14 protein-coding genes are annotated in these 14,487 nt (G+C 38.5%); 5 read left to right on the forward strand and 9 right to left on the reverse strand.

Annotated elements, in window-relative coordinates; translation table 11 throughout:
• Positions 1–57 precede the first annotated feature (57 nt).
• From ABR854_RS11130 to lptB, 4 genes are all read left to right on the forward strand, one after another.
• Positions 58–822: an N-acetylmuramoyl-L-alanine amidase family protein gene (locus ABR854_RS11130; RefSeq protein WP_350265474.1), complete on the forward strand. Its 765-nt coding sequence runs from the start codon at positions 58–60 to the stop codon at positions 820–822.
• A gap of 129 nt (positions 823–951) precedes the next feature.
• On the forward strand, positions 952–1,881 hold the full coding sequence (locus tag ABR854_RS11135; RefSeq protein ID WP_350265475.1) for an MlaD family protein: 930 nt from the start codon (positions 952–954) through the stop codon (positions 1,879–1,881).
• A 159-nt stretch (positions 1,882–2,040) separates the two neighbouring features.
• Positions 2,041–3,756, forward strand: coding sequence for a single-stranded-DNA-specific exonuclease RecJ (recJ, locus tag ABR854_RS11140; protein ID WP_350265476.1), 1,716 nt, complete (start codon positions 2,041–2,043; stop codon positions 3,754–3,756).
• A 115-nt stretch (positions 3,757–3,871) separates the two neighbouring features.
• The gene (gene lptB, locus ABR854_RS11145; protein WP_064197642.1) at positions 3,872–4,609 is read left to right on the forward strand and encodes an LPS export ABC transporter ATP-binding protein; all 738 of its coding nucleotides are present in this window, start codon (positions 3,872–3,874) and stop codon (positions 4,607–4,609) included.
• A 58-nt stretch (positions 4,610–4,667) separates the two neighbouring features.
• Here the strand turns inward: lptB and ABR854_RS11150 are convergent, their stop codons facing one another.
• The 8 genes from ABR854_RS11150 to ABR854_RS11185 all read right to left on the reverse strand — a co-directional run bounded on the left by ABR854_RS11150 (position 4,668) and on the right by ABR854_RS11185 (position 11,140).
• Entirely contained in the window at positions 4,668–5,069 is a 402-nt protein-coding gene (locus ABR854_RS11150; protein WP_350265477.1) for a DUF4890 domain-containing protein, read from the reverse strand.
• Positions 5,070–5,176: 107 nt separating this feature from the next.
• Entirely contained in the window at positions 5,177–5,566 is a 390-nt protein-coding gene (locus ABR854_RS11155) for a hypothetical protein (RefSeq protein WP_350265478.1), read from the reverse strand.
• An 82-nt stretch (positions 5,567–5,648) separates the two neighbouring features.
• Positions 5,649–6,605 (reverse strand): c-type cytochrome, encoded by a 957-nt coding sequence (locus ABR854_RS11160; RefSeq protein ID WP_350265479.1) that lies wholly within the window; start codon positions 6,603–6,605, stop codon positions 5,649–5,651.
• An 84-nt stretch (positions 6,606–6,689) separates the two neighbouring features.
• Positions 6,690–7,748, reverse strand: a complete 1,059-nt coding sequence (locus ABR854_RS11165; RefSeq protein ID WP_350265480.1) for a hypothetical protein — start codon at positions 7,746–7,748, stop codon at positions 6,690–6,692.
• A 9-nt stretch (positions 7,749–7,757) separates the two neighbouring features.
• On the reverse strand, positions 7,758–8,159 hold the full coding sequence (locus ABR854_RS11170; RefSeq protein ID WP_350265481.1) for a hypothetical protein: 402 nt from the start codon (positions 8,157–8,159) through the stop codon (positions 7,758–7,760).
• 47 nt (positions 8,160–8,206) lie between these two features.
• On the reverse strand, positions 8,207–8,575 hold the full coding sequence (locus tag ABR854_RS11175; protein WP_350265482.1) for a hypothetical protein: 369 nt from the start codon (positions 8,573–8,575) through the stop codon (positions 8,207–8,209).
• 136 nt (positions 8,576–8,711) lie between these two features.
• On the reverse strand, positions 8,712–9,323 hold the full coding sequence (locus ABR854_RS11180; protein ID WP_350265483.1) for a response regulator transcription factor: 612 nt from the start codon (positions 9,321–9,323) through the stop codon (positions 8,712–8,714).
• Positions 9,320–11,140: a tetratricopeptide repeat-containing sensor histidine kinase gene (locus ABR854_RS11185; RefSeq protein WP_350265484.1), complete on the reverse strand. Its 1,821-nt coding sequence runs from the start codon at positions 11,138–11,140 to the stop codon at positions 9,320–9,322. Before ABR854_RS11185 ends, ABR854_RS11180 begins: the two co-directional genes overlap by 4 nt.
• A gap of 108 nt (positions 11,141–11,248) precedes the next feature.
• Here ABR854_RS11185 and ABR854_RS11190 point away from each other — a divergent pair, with 108 nt between their 5' ends.
• Positions 11,249–12,553, forward strand: a complete 1,305-nt coding sequence (locus ABR854_RS11190; RefSeq protein ID WP_350265485.1) for an alpha/beta hydrolase family protein — start codon at positions 11,249–11,251, stop codon at positions 12,551–12,553.
• Positions 12,554–12,675: 122 nt separating this feature from the next.
• Here the strand turns inward: ABR854_RS11190 and ABR854_RS11195 are convergent, their stop codons facing one another.
• The gene (locus ABR854_RS11195; RefSeq protein ID WP_350265486.1) at positions 12,676–14,382 is read right to left on the reverse strand and encodes an alpha/beta hydrolase; all 1,707 of its coding nucleotides are present in this window, start codon (positions 14,380–14,382) and stop codon (positions 12,676–12,678) included.
• Between the last annotated feature and the right edge of the window lie 105 nt (positions 14,383–14,487).

Raw genomic sequence — 14,487 nt, forward strand, 5'->3', positions numbered from 1 at the left:
CTAATGGCACAAAATTAGCTATTATATAGTAGTGAAAGAACGTTTGCCCATAAAATCATGTTAAAAAATCTTAAAGTCCTACTTATCATTATATTCTCGCTCGAAATGGCTCATGCTCAGAGCGGGAAAATTCGAACGATTGTAATTGACGCAGGGCATGGTGGCAAAGACCCTGGCACCCATCATAGCAAGCTACAAGAAAAAGACATAGCTCTAAATGTGACGCTCAAATTGGGAAAAAAGTTGCAACAAAACCTTCCGGGCGTAAAAGTAATTTATACCCGAAAGACCGATGTTTTCATTCCGCTGCATGAACGAGCGGCCATTGCCAACCGCAATAAAGCCGATTTGTTTATCTGTATTCATGTCAATGCAAATCCACATTCATCAAAATTGAGTGGTTCGGAAACCTACGTAATGGGTTTGCACAAAACTGAAGATAACCTCGAACTCGCCATGCGTGAAAACGAAGTTATTTTGATGGAAGAAAACTACAAGAAAAACTACAAAGGCTATGACCTTAGCTCGCCAATGGCCAATATTATGCTCGCCAATTATCAGAATGCCTTTATGAAAGAAAGCGTAAAACTGGCAAGTATGGTTGAAAAACAAATCTCGAAAGTAGGGCATCGTAGTCGTGGCGTAAAACAAGCAGGATTTCAGCTTCTGTGGCAAACGACAATGCCAAGCGTTTATGTCGAAACAGGATATTTGACCAATGCCGCTGATAAGAAAATACTGGGTAGCTCCGACGGACAAGATAAGATAGCCGAAGCAATATTTAAGGCTGTAAAAGCGTATAAAGAAGAGAAGGAGAAATGATATTTTAATTAAGAATTGAGAATTAGGAATTAAGAATGTATTTTTGTGAAATATTTAAGATAAGCGTTAAGAGAATCTCTATCCGTTATTCTTAATTCTACATTTCTTAATTGTGCTTCGCACGTTTTTATGAAAAAAGAATACAAAGTTGGCTTGCTGGGCATTATAGCGTTTGCAATATTTTATTTGGGGTTTAATTTCTTGAAAGGTTTGGATATTTTCCGTACCGAAAATGAATATTATACCTATTACGAAAATGCAGAAGGATTACAAACATCAAACCCTGTAACCTTCAATGGAGTGCCTGTCGGGCGTGTGGTTTTAGTCGAACCAGAGCAAGATAAGAATCGTATAAAAGTGATGTTGGCCATCAAGCGAGACATCAAAATTAGTGATAAAACTGTTGCTATTTTAGCTGATAATGGCCTTTTAGGCGGAAAAGTAGTAAAACTCAGAATTGAAGCAGGAAAAGATTTAGGAGATGAAGGGATAATAGGAAGCGAAATCGAAAAAGGAATGGTAGCGTCGGTGACAGATAAACTTGCACCAACCCTCAAAAATGTTGACTCGCTTCTAACAACCACTACGGCAATCATCAAACAATTCGACCAAACGGCTGTTGCTCTCAAAGCCCTCATGGCAAGTGCTACGCAAACCACCGCAGGTGTGAATGGTGTAGTAGCGGCAAACTCAAAAAATCTTTCAGCAATCACTGCTAATGCTGCAACTTTGACGGCTAATTTGAATACATTATCAAACAATCTTGATGCTCAAATCAAGCCTATTTTGCAAAAAAGCAGTACATTTGCTGATTCGCTAAATGCAATGAAATTAGGCGAAACCGTTGTGCAACTCAATAAATCGGTGGCTGGTTTGCAGGGTGTTATCAAAGAAATCAATCAAGGAAAAGGTACATTGGGAAAATTGGCTAAAGATGATTCACTTTACGTAAACCTTGACAGAACTGCTGCCAATATTGCTCTTCTGATGGCCGATATGAAAGCAAACCCGAAGCGATATGTGCATTTTTCTTTGTTTGGGAAGAAAGAGAAGAAATAATAAGAATTTAGAAATATTCAATGAATCCGTAGCTTTAAGAAATTCTTAGGCTACGGATTTTTGTTTTTACCCCTAAGAATGGCTTATTATAAGGGTTTTTCGCTTAAAACATAAATTATTCCGTAATTTTACGTCTCGTTATATAAACTAAGCTGTACAATGCCCGAAAAACGTTGGTCATATAAACCTACTCCAAGTACTGAATCCGTCGTTGAACTTTCGCAAGCGATTAATGTCGATAAAGCCCTTGCTGCCATGCTCGTGCAGCGTGGAATTACTGCTTTTGATGAAGCCCGAGATTTTTTTCGTCCGCAACTAAGTCATTTACACGACCCATTTCTGATGCCAGATATGGAAAAAGCCGTTGTTCGGCTTAGAGAAGCTATCGAAAATGGCGAAAAAATAATGGTTTATGGCGATTATGACGTGGATGGTACAACAGCAGTGGCACTCGTATATGGTTTTCTATCAACGTTTTATGGTAATTTAGAATACTATAACCCCGACCGCTACGAAGAAGGCTATGGTGTTTCCGTACAGGGCATTGAATGGGCGGCTGAGCAGGGTGTTTCGCTCGTAATTTGTCTTGACTGTGGTATCAAAGCTCAAGATAAAGTGACTTTGGCTAAAGAAAAATTCGATATAGATTTTATCATCTGCGACCACCACGAACCTGATGATACATTACCCAATGCAGTTGCCGTACTCGACCCAAAACGCAAAGATTGCCCGTATCCTTATAAGGAATTGACAGGTAATGGTGTTGGTTTCAAGCTACTTCAAGCATTCTGTACTCGCACCGAAATGCCGATTGATAATTTATATGAATTTTTGGATTTATGTGTCGTAAGTATTGCATCAGATATTGTTCCGATTACGGGCGAAAATCGAGTGTTGGCTTTTTATGGCTTAAAAAAACTCAATGAAAACCCACGAATCGGACTAAAGGCTTTGAAGGAGGTAGCAGGTTTTATGACTCCAATGACGGTCGAAAATGTGGTTTTTGTGTTAGGCCCAAGAATCAATGCCGCAGGAAGAATCAAACATGCCAAAGCAGCCGTACAACTCTTACTATCAGAAAACTATGATGAGGCATTGGCATTTGCAGGTGAAATACAAAAGCATAATTCAGAGCGAAAAACTTTCGATTCTCGCATTACAGAGGAAGCAATTGCGATGATTGAGGGTGACGAATGGCTACTAAATACTGCTAAAAGTACGGTGCTTTATCGAGAAGATTGGCACAAAGGCGTTATCGGAATTGTGGCGAGCCGTTGCATCGAAAAATATTATCGTCCGACAATTATTCTCACAAAATCGCACGAAAAAGCGGCTGGTTCGGCTCGTTCGGTGGCAGGTTTTAATCTTTATGGAGCAATCGAAGAATGTGCTGATTTACTCGAACAATTTGGCGGACATACCCACGCCGCAGGCATGACTATGCCCATCGAAAATATTGATGCTTTTCGCTTAGAATTTGATAGAGTTGTGAGCAAATATATTACACCTGAGCAATTAACGCCTGTTGTGACCATTGATTTAAAGATAAAATTGGCCGAAATTAGTCCTAAATTTTATCGAATTATGAATCAAATGGCTCCGTTTGGCCCAGAAAATATGCAGCCAGTTTTCGTGACAGAAAACCTGACGCTCAAATACGCTCCGAGGGTTATGAAAGAAAAACATTTGCGTTTGGAGCTTTTTGAAGAAGAAACAGGGGCGATTCTGACGGCAGTAGGTTTCGGAATGGTGGAAGAACATTTCCAGCGATTGAACACCAATAAATATTTTAGTATAGCGTATCAGATAGATGAAAATACTTTCAATAATAAAACGACCTTGCAGTTGATGTTGAAGGATATTAAGTATAGTTAAGAAATATTAACGCTGACTTTTGTTGATTAAAGCGTAATTTTGCATGTAGAACAAGTCTCTAACTTGTTCAGCCGAGAATAAGAAAACAACAGGTTGAAAACCTGTTCTACTAAATATGATATTAAGAACAGAAAATTTGATAAAAAAGTACGGTCAACGACTGGTCAATAATAATGTAAGTTACCAAGTAGGGCAGGGTGAAATTGTTGGACTGCTCGGCCCAAACGGTGCGGGCAAAACCACCTCGTTTTATATGGCGACTGGACTCGTAAAACCCAATAGTGGCAAAGTTTGGCTCGATGATTTGGACATTACTTCGTTGCCGATGTATAAACGTGCGAAATTAGGCGTAGGATATTTGGCTCAAGAAGCCTCAATTTTTAGAGATTTGACGGTCGAAGAAAATATTTTGGGCGTTTTGGAATTGGCAAAACCTAGCATGACCAAAGCCGAACGTAAAGAAAAGACCGAATCGTTACTTGAAGAATTTAGTTTAACACACGTTCGTAAAAACAAAGGAATTGTGTGTTCGGGAGGTGAACGCCGCCGTTGTGAAATTGCTCGGGCTTTATCAGTTGACCCTAAATTTATTTTGCTTGATGAACCCTTTGCGGGCGTTGACCCTATTGCCGTAGAAGAGATTCAAGGAATTGTGGCAAAACTAAAAGACCGGAACATCGGAATTTTGATAACCGACCACAATGTAAATGAAACACTCTCAATAACCGACCGAGCTTACTTGCTTTTTGAGGGGAAAATTCTCCGTCAAGGAACAGCCGAAGAATTGGCAAGTGATGAGCTGGTAAGAAAAGTCTATCTTGGACAGCACTTTGAGCTGAAACGTAAGATTTAATAGATAATGTAATAATAGAAGCGGTAGTAAAGATTGAGCTTTACTACCGCTTTTTTATTTATCTTGGTCTTGGTGGCCTTTCACCATTCGGTGGAGGCGGTGGTGGACCAGGGCGTTCAGCTTCCAACTTCAAAAATTGTGTATATTGAGCAGGATTCAAAATACCCTTCATCGTTTTCTCGAAAGCCTTTTTATTGGCCTCTAATGCTGCTCTTCTATCTTTTTCATCTAATTTACTGGCAAAAACGGCATCCATCTTCTTCATATTATTCAAAAAAGCATCGTGTACTTTTTTTGAAGTAGCTGCATTTAGGTTTAATTCTTTTGTTATTCTTTCAGTAAACCGTTCGGCATTTGGCTTCGGAGGGCGTTCGCCACGTGGGCTTGCTGGTGGTTGGGCGAGTAAGGAGAAACTCCCAAATACCAATAAATAGAGTAGAAGCAATTTTTTTTTGTTCATAGATTTATCATACGGTAATTCTTCTTAAACACGTAATTGTATGACTTTAGTATTTAATCGTATAAATATATCTTGCATAACCTACCGCACAAAGGTAATAGAAAGTTTTATTTACAAACCTCCAAATCCATTTTTACACCAAAAGCCGACCAGTTCATTAGTAAATTTGTAGCTGAAGCTGAGGTAATATCATATTCCCAAGCAGATTTTGATTTTTTGTTATAATCAAGCACCGAAGAGAGAACGATTTTTGTTTTATCGGTTGATAAAGTCCACTTACCAGTATCGTTAAATTTTCCGCCCTTCGAGCCTTGTTCCCAAGTGCCATCCGCCTTGAAATATTGTGAGGCTATCGTGCCAGTTCCTGCTTTTGCACACCACCATTTATCAATAATCATAGCAGTTGGGTCTGGTGTTGCAGAAGTAGAATCTTCTTTGCTGCAAGCACTGAGACTAATTAGAAATACTGAAACAAATAATCTTTTAATGGTTTTCATGGCATAAAATTGTTTGAAATTTGGGCAAAGCGGTAGCTAATCAGTGCTTTTATGGCACTGATTAGCAGTATTTTATAGTAATTTATTTCACTTGATTCTTAATTTTGGGAATCGTTTTGAGATAAGCATAAACAGCTTTTACTTCGTAATCAGTTAGTGTGATATGCGGCTGCATTGGGTAGCGGAGCGTACTGCCGTCAGGTTTTTTACAAAGTTTTACAGCATCAACAAACTGTGCTTCGGTATATTTTTTACCGATACCAGTTTCTTCATCAAATGTGATATTAGATGATGGAATGATTTGCCCTTCGAGGTTAGGCATCGGATTGCCTCCGCCGTAGAAACCAAGTGAATTTTCTGGATGGAGTGGGTCTTGTTTCGAGAAATCTTTCGAGTGGCAAGCATAGCAAGCAATCATATCATTTGCAATGTATTTTCCAAATTCTACCACGTTTGTCGAGTCAGGAACATTGATTGGCTCTTTGATTGGTTCGAGCGGTTTCATTACTGTATTTGTTAGTACTTTTAGTAACAAACTCGGTGCTTGTTCAGGCTGTTTGCCTTTGGTTGCTTGTACAGGATAACGGTCGGAATGCAGATAAGCAATCACTGATTTTACGTCTTCATCGGCCATTCTTGGTAGTTTTGGCATAATTGGCGAGTATTTACCGTTGCGTTTGATACCCGTTTTCAAGAAATACATAATTTCACCGTCAGTCCAATTTCCAATTCCTTCTTCTTTATCTTGTGTAATATTGAGCGAGTAAGCTTTGCCAAATTCGGAAGGTAAATCAAGGATTGGTTTGCCTACCAAGCGATTATCATTATTGGCATGGCAACCATTGCAAAGAACTGTCGCAATTTTTTCGCCACGAGCCACACGCTCAGGCGTAACCTCGACTTTTAGATTTTTAATGTTTTCGGGAATGGCCACTTCATAAGATGGCACTCCTTTGAAATTGAGGAATAATAGGGCAATACCAATGATTGATACAAGCCCAATGATGGAATAAAGTGCAGTTCGGAGGAAACGTTTCATAGCATGATTTTTTTAAAGGTTTATCAAATTTTGGAAAAAAAGCTCAAAAAATAAACTAAATGAGCTATTACTTATTGAGTGGTTTTAGGGAATAAACGGGAATGTAATGACTGTGCAGTTGAAGATACCTCGTGGTAAATCTATGCTTGATGAACTTAGATTTGCAAACGTAATCTCAACTGTGTTATTGGCCGAAACTCGTGCTTGAGCGATAATAAAACCACTGGGCAATGCTACATTGGGCGATACCAAAACTGTATTTCTTTCTTTGATGATATTGGAAATCGGAAAACTTTGTGTGTGGGTACTTCCCCCCGCAATACTTGGTAAATCAACCTCCAATTCTTCATTATTAATGGCTGTGATAGCGTTTCCGTTTACACCAATTCGGGCGTTTCCATTTACTTCGAGTGTATTTTCAAAATTATCGTTAGGAGTTACATTTATTGCAATGCGAGTTGGACTAATGTAACTTTCGGTATTATTAGCCAAAGCCCTAACTTTCGAATCTAAGAATATAAAGCTGCCAGTATTATATTGGTCAGTATTTTCAAAAACTGTTTGCCCAGCCATACTTACATTTTGTTTTACTACATTACTTGCGGCAGGATAACGCCTCAGCGAAAACTGTGAGGCAGAAATTTGTCCTTTTGTTTCGAGTAAAAGTTCGACGATATTGTTATTACTAAAAGCACCAATGGGGTAGCTGACATTGTTGTTTAGTGTTTGCGAAGTATCCTGCACAAATACTCTTGCATACGATGCAATTGCCCGATTAGTTCTAAATTCCTCACCAAACAAATAGATATTATTACCAAAGTTTCCAGCTTCATTGAGCTCTATTCTAAAGTCTGAATTTAGTTTTCTATTTCTCAAAATGCCTCCACCTTGCTCGTCAATGCCAAACCACAGCCCATTGATGCTATTGGTGCCAGTTGCACCGTTGGTAAACTGTATTTGTGTGTTTACGTTTCCTACTCTATTGATGTGTAATTCGGCATTAGGTACGCCAATATTTATTCCTACTTTATTGGCAGTAGTATTAAGTGCATTACTGGTGGCACTATTTGGCAAAAGCGTAAAGCTTTGGGCAAAAATTGCCTGACTCAGCATGAAACTGAGTACTATAAAATAGATTTTCATGACTATTTATTAGTTGTTGTTTTGAATAATGAAAGTTTTAGCTACACGTTTAATCGTGTTGCCATCACAGTATTTGTAGTCGAGTTTTACTTCTTTGCCCAGTTTTTTTCGAGCAAATGTAATTTCAACGGCCTTCTGACTTCTTTCGGAGGGTGAGCCGCAACCCAATGTTTCGTTGCTTTGGTAGAAATTAGTAGCGGGATTTTGTAGCGAGCCATTGAGCGAAAAACTTTGGTAATTAGCATCAATATAGCTCACATGAAAGGTGCTGGCATTATCCGAGATAGTCAGTACAGTTCGGCCAGCCTCGCTACCGCTGGTCTTATAAGTACCATCGAGCGATTGCACCTGTGCTAAGGAAAAATAATTAATTAAAACGCCGATAATTAGTGTGTTAGCAAGGGTTTTCATGGCGAATAAGTTGAAAAAGATGACTCTCTAAGTACTTGCAAATGCTTTCAATAACTTACTTCTTGATTCGCATACCCGTTTTTCTTTTTTTGCGAAGCCTTTTTTGGGGTCTTACCAAATGGGTCTTCGCCAACACCAAGTCCATTCGGTTTAGGCTTTTTATTCTTTTCCGTTTCTCCAATATACCCATTATTTTCTTTTACCACACCAACATCGCCCCAGCCAGTTTCTTTGTTTTTGGCTTGTGCTTTTGGTTTCACTTTTGTGGTATCAAACGGATTCCGAATGTCGGTCTTCGAGCCAATTTTGGGTTTAGGATTTTCGGTATTAGTCGTTGGTTTAGAAGAGCTGGTTATACTTTGGGCAAAAACAGAAGCCGTGCAAAGAAATAACAAGAATGTGAGTGTTGTTTTCATGTCAATAATGCTGATTTAAGATTAAGTTTCCGAAGAATACAGATATTCTTATCTGTGTTTTTAACGATACAAAACTATGGCAACTCATTGAAGAAAAAATCAGCCTAAAGTATGATTTTTGTAAAGATAGAAATGCTTAATTTCTCAATTTTGCCATCAAGGCAGTGCGAGAATTTATTTCAAATTTGAAGAAAATATTACTGATGTGGGTCTTAATCGTACTCACCGAAACAAACAGGGCATCTGCCATTTGTTGATTGGTTTTGCCTTCAAAAATCTGCTGAAGTACCTCAAACTCACGGTCGCTGAGTGGATTGACGATGCTTTTATTGATTCTCGAAAAGTCGAGTGTTGGGCGAGTATATTTTTGTTTTTGAGCAAAGTTATAGAGGGCAATTTCGATGGTGGCAAATAAATCTTCTTCGTCGAATGGCTTTACAATATAGCCACTTGGCTCTGTAATTTTGGCTTTGTTTAGTACCTCACGAGTAGAATAGGAGGTAAGGAAAATAAACGGAATGGCGTGGTTTTGATGAATATACGTGGCAATGTCAATGCCATTTTGCTCAGAAGAAAGGTTGATGTCGAGCAAAATTAAATCAGGTAAATTTGTCTTTAATTGCTCGTAAGCCTGTGCGGGATTATAGGCAATGCCCGAAACCCGATAATCAACATTATTGAGGTAATCGGCAATATCGGCGGCAATAATTGGGTCGTCTTCGATAATCAGAATACGGATTTCACTCATGTTTTCTGAATACTTTTTTGAGGAATTGTTATTTCGACAAATGTACCATTTTTATTCAAAACGGAAAGTTGTGCTGAAAGTTTATTGACAAAATTTTGAATCAATTGATAACCCATTGAATTAGCTTTTTCGAGACTAAAACCCTCGGGAACGCCAACGCCATCATCATAAACTTGCAAAATAAATCTTTCGTTTTCGAGGTTTGTTTTTACCCAAATTATTCCTTTTTTATCATCAGGAAAAGCATATTTGAGTGCATTGGTAACTAATTCATTGATAATTAGTCCGAGCGGAACAACGGTATCAATATCTAAATTCAATTCTTTTATTTCGGTTTTGAGTTGTATTTTTTCGGGTTCAATATTGTATGAATTAAATAAATTCTTGATGAGCTTACTAACATAATTCTTCATATTTACCCCCCGAAAATCATTTTCTTGATAAAGATTTTGGTGAATTAAACCCATTGTTTTAACTCTGTTTTGTCCTTCTTTTATGGCTTCAAGGGCTTGATTATCAGTCAAATGTCGAGATTGAATACTTAATAAACTCGAAACTACTTGTAAATTATTTTTTACCCGATGATGAATTTCTTGCATCAACACTTCTTTTTCGTGCAGAGCTTCGGTAATGATTGCATTTTTCTGAGAAAGTTCTTCGCTCGTTTTTTTCTTTACTTGGTATAAATAAAAGCCAATTCCTCCTAAAACAGCTAACCCTAAAATACCGAGTCCATAAAAAACAGCTTCTACTTCCGACTTCTTGATTTTCAAATCTTTCAACTCATTTTGCGAGTTTAGTAGGCTAATTTGTTGTTCTTTTTTCTCTAAATCATACTTTTTTATTGTTTCGAGCATCCGCTCATCTTTGGTGGCATTAAACAGCGAATCATTGACTTTCTGAAATTCTTCACCATAAAGAAACGCCTCTTGAAATTTACCCCATTTGGCATAAAGTGTCTTAATCGCCGCCAAAGATTTGGTCAGATGTTCGAGCGATTGGTGTTTCTTGAAAATATCAATCGCTCGTAAAAGGTTACTTTCCCCCTCCGAATATTTTCCAATTTGTGTGTAAGCAGAGCCTAAATTTTCATAGTTAATACCAATCGCAATCGGGTCATCTTCTTCCTTAATAAGCTGATTAGATTTCAGAAAATACGGAATTGCCTGTTTATATTTTTCAGTATCTAAATAAATACGTCCGATTTGAGTAAACGCCAAACCCTCGGAGTTTTTATCTTTTAATTCTTGGAAAGATTTTAATGCTAATTGACTGGTAGATAATGATTTAGCAAAGTTTTTTTGGTCGGCATATTGGCTCGCCAAATTGTGTGATACATTGGCAATCCATTGTTGATTATTGATTTTTTTGAATATCGACAACGCATTTTCGTAATATTCGATGGTTTCTTTGGGCTTTTTTCTGAACTGATAACACGCCCCAATATTATTCATAGAAATGCCCATATAAAGCGAATCTTTGATTGATTCGTATTTTTTCAAGGCTTCAATATAAAATTCGAGAGCCTTGTTTATATCGCCTGAAACATGGTAAGTCATGCCAATAAGGTTTGTTCCACGAGCAATTTCCTTCGTAATTTTATTTTTCTGGGCAATCGAAAGGTATTGTTGAGCAAATTTCCGAGCTTCGGTTGGGTCGGAGTAAAGGCTTTGTTTGATGATGTCGGAAAGGATATTGAGTCGAACCGTATCAATTTTAGTTTTTGCTAAAACTTGTTTCAGGCTATCCACTTTAGTTTGAGCAAAATTTTCGGTCGAGATGTAAAACAGCAGGAAGAGAGTAAATATTTTTTTCATGGCTTTTGGTAAAAAATAGCAACATAAAAATAATAGAAAAACCAAAACAAAAATCCCTTTTTCTTGTCTAATTTGCAAAAACATTCTTATTCAAACTCAACCTTAACAATGAAACAAAACACAATGAAATTGCTGATTCTTGCAATCAGCTTGGTTCTCTGTTCAAACTCATTTGCTCAAAATACTGCCGAAACGTTTGTTTATGGCGATGCCCTGCCCGATGCTCCCGAACTGGCTCCTCGTGGCGAATACAAAATTGGCGTTCGTACACTTGATTTTGTGAATAAAAACCAAGTTGATGTGCTAAAATCGAAAGGTGGCATTGACCCAACCTACGACCGACCGCTCAAAGTAGAAGTGTGGTATCCAGCCAATGTGGCGGCTGATGTGAAAGATTTGGTAACCTACGACCAAGTGATGGGTTCTTCAAACGACCCAAAACGTCCACTGATTCCGTTTACATTTTTAGGACGTGCTGTGCGTGATGCCGCTCCCAAAACTACCGATGGTGCATTTCCGCTCGTTATAGTTTCGCACGGGTATTTAGGGTCGAGACTTTTATTGACTTATTTGACCGAAAATTTAGCTTCAAAAGGATATATTGTGGTGGCAATCGACCACACTGAATCTACTTTTAGAGATGCAGCCGCATTTTCGAGTACGCTACTCAATCGCTCGAAAGATGATATTTTTATCATGAATCAGATTGCTAATTTAGGAAAAGATAAAAGCAGCTTTTTATCAGGAATTGTTGATGACCAAAATATCGGACTCATCGGCTATTCAATGGGAGGTTATGGCGTTTTGAATGTGGCTGGTGCTGGTTATAGTGACCAAATCATCAAAACTTTTGGGGCATTGAGTGGCGGAAGTAAAGCAATTGAAGTTCGTACGGGTAATAATGCTGAATACAAAGCAAGTATCGACCCACGTATAAAAGCAGTAGTAGCTTTTGCTCCGTGGGGAATGGAACGTGGCGTTTGGGACACCGAAAGTTTGAAGGGCTTGAAGATTCCGACATTTTTTGTGGCAGGAAGTCAAGATGATATTTCGGGTTATGAGAAAGGAATCAAGGCAATTTATAATGGAGCGGTAAATGCTAATCGTTATATGCTTACATATATGAATGCCCGCCATAATGTTGCACCAAACCCACCACCTGCTGAATCATTGAAACCAGGTTTGCATTTTGATGAATATTACCGCTATGCAGAACCTGCTTGGAACGAACGCCGCATCAATAATATTAATCAACATTTTGTAACGGCTTTTTTGGGAATCCATTTGAAGAAAAAAGATTATGCTAAATATTTAGACCTTAGTAATCAAAACTCAAACGATAAACCTTGGACAGGCTTCAAACCTCGTGCTTCGGTGGGTTTAGAAATGCTTCATGCTGAGGCTTTGAAATAACACAGCCAATGAATTGGCTGACTAAGGGAACAAAGGAATTGTTTTAGTCACTTTTCGGACTTTAAGTCCGAAAGGAAAAGTAAGAATTCCTGTGTTCCCTTAAACGCCCATTTCAATGGGTGTCAATACCGCCAACTTGTCAAATCCACACCTTTAGGTGCAGTTTTCTTCATATCTTCTGTCCATTTCGGAATAAACATTCGGTGATACCGCAAGCGACTAATATAATTGGGTTGGGTGTGGTCGCCGTTCCAGCAATGTTCGGCACGGTCGCCGTAATCTACTTCACCTTCGTAAGCTGGACTGTTGAGGTTTTTCAATTCAGCTTCGGCCAAATATACGGCATTATTCAGATAAAAATTATCCATGTCTCCGCAGTAGATTCTGATTTTTCCACGCCATTTATCGCCATATTTTGGCCAGTCACGTTTCAAAATATAAGTCAAATCGTAGTTTTCTTTCCAATATTCAGCTACTTTTTTGTCAATTACGCCCGTTTTTTTGTCCCAAATAGGTTGAGGGTAGCCATCTTTCCCAACTGGCGAAAAGACCGCCTCCCAAATATCCCATTGTTGCCCACTTCTCGTCTTCGTGCCGAGTGCCGCTTCTCGCATATTCATTTCTTTTACAGTAGCAGATAACTGTCCTAAATAATCTCGGTAGCCTGGGCGTTCGGTTTTCTTGAAATCACTTTCGTAGAAATACGCATTTTTATCTTTATAAATATCAACCGTCGTGAAAGCTCTAAAATCAATCGGGTCTGGGCAAGCCGCATAACAACCACCGTATTCGTTCGGATATTTTATTTGCACCGCCAAAGCCTCCCAGCCGCCCGTTGAGCCACCATAGGTAAATCTTGCCCAACCTTCGCCAATGCCTCTAAATTGTTTTTCAATGTACGGAATCAACTCATAGGTGATAGCATCGCCATACGGCCCAATGCTTTCGGAATTTACGGCGTAAGAATCATCATAGTAAGGGCAAGCATGTTGTATTTCGATAGCCAAAACTCTCGGAAAATTTGGCCCAGTCCACATTTTGTAAAAATCGTAGGCTTCTTGTTGCACGATTTTATTATAACCATAAATTTTGAATCGTGGGCTATAATCATCGGTTGGCATATTGGTATCGGGTGGTGTTGTGCGGAAACCATCGAAATCGCTTGGAAAATGCCCATGATAAATTGCCAAAGGGTATTTTACATCTTTGTGTTCGTCAAAGCCTTCGGGTAATAGGATGTGAGCTCCTAAATACATCGGTCTGCCCCAAAATTCAGTTAAAAGTTTGCTTTGAATTTTGATGTGTTTGATGTATTTTGTGTCTTTTGGCTCTTCGATTGGTGGAATAGTTTGGTCGAGTTTGACTACAATGGTTTTTGCAACTTTAGGATTTATCGCAACTTTTATTGGTTTTGAATAAATATTTCCCGGGGCTAAATTCCATTGTTGGCCTTCACCACGATCCATCGGAAGTTTTACTACTTTCCCATCTTTTCGATGAAAGGTTTCATATTTATGCAGCAAAACCTGTACAAAATACTCTCCAGCAGGAATATCTTTTGAATTTTGAATCGGATAACCTGTCGTATTTCCCGAATTCATTATTTTAGGTTTGTTCGACTCCCAATTATCAAGGTCTAAGCCAAAAACCAACTGGGTATCATGGCCATCGAGAATCTGAAATCTTGGTTCAGATTTATCATTTTTTGAAAGCATCAATATCAATCGACCATCAAGCATACCTTGGCCCGGGAAGTTGACTGTGACATTGATTTGAGCGGTCACGGAATAAGCAACCAGCATTAGAAAAATGAAGTAAGTTTTTTTCATAGTTGATGATTTGGTTTTTATCAAAGATAAAATTTTTCGATGAGAAAATGCCTTTTCTCATCGAAAAGCATCAGAAAAGGCATAGAATATAATTTTTACCGCAAC

This window comes from Emticicia sp. W12TSBA100-4, from assembly GCF_040253585.1.
Classification (GTDB): Bacteria; Bacteroidota; Bacteroidia; order Cytophagales; family Spirosomataceae; genus Emticicia.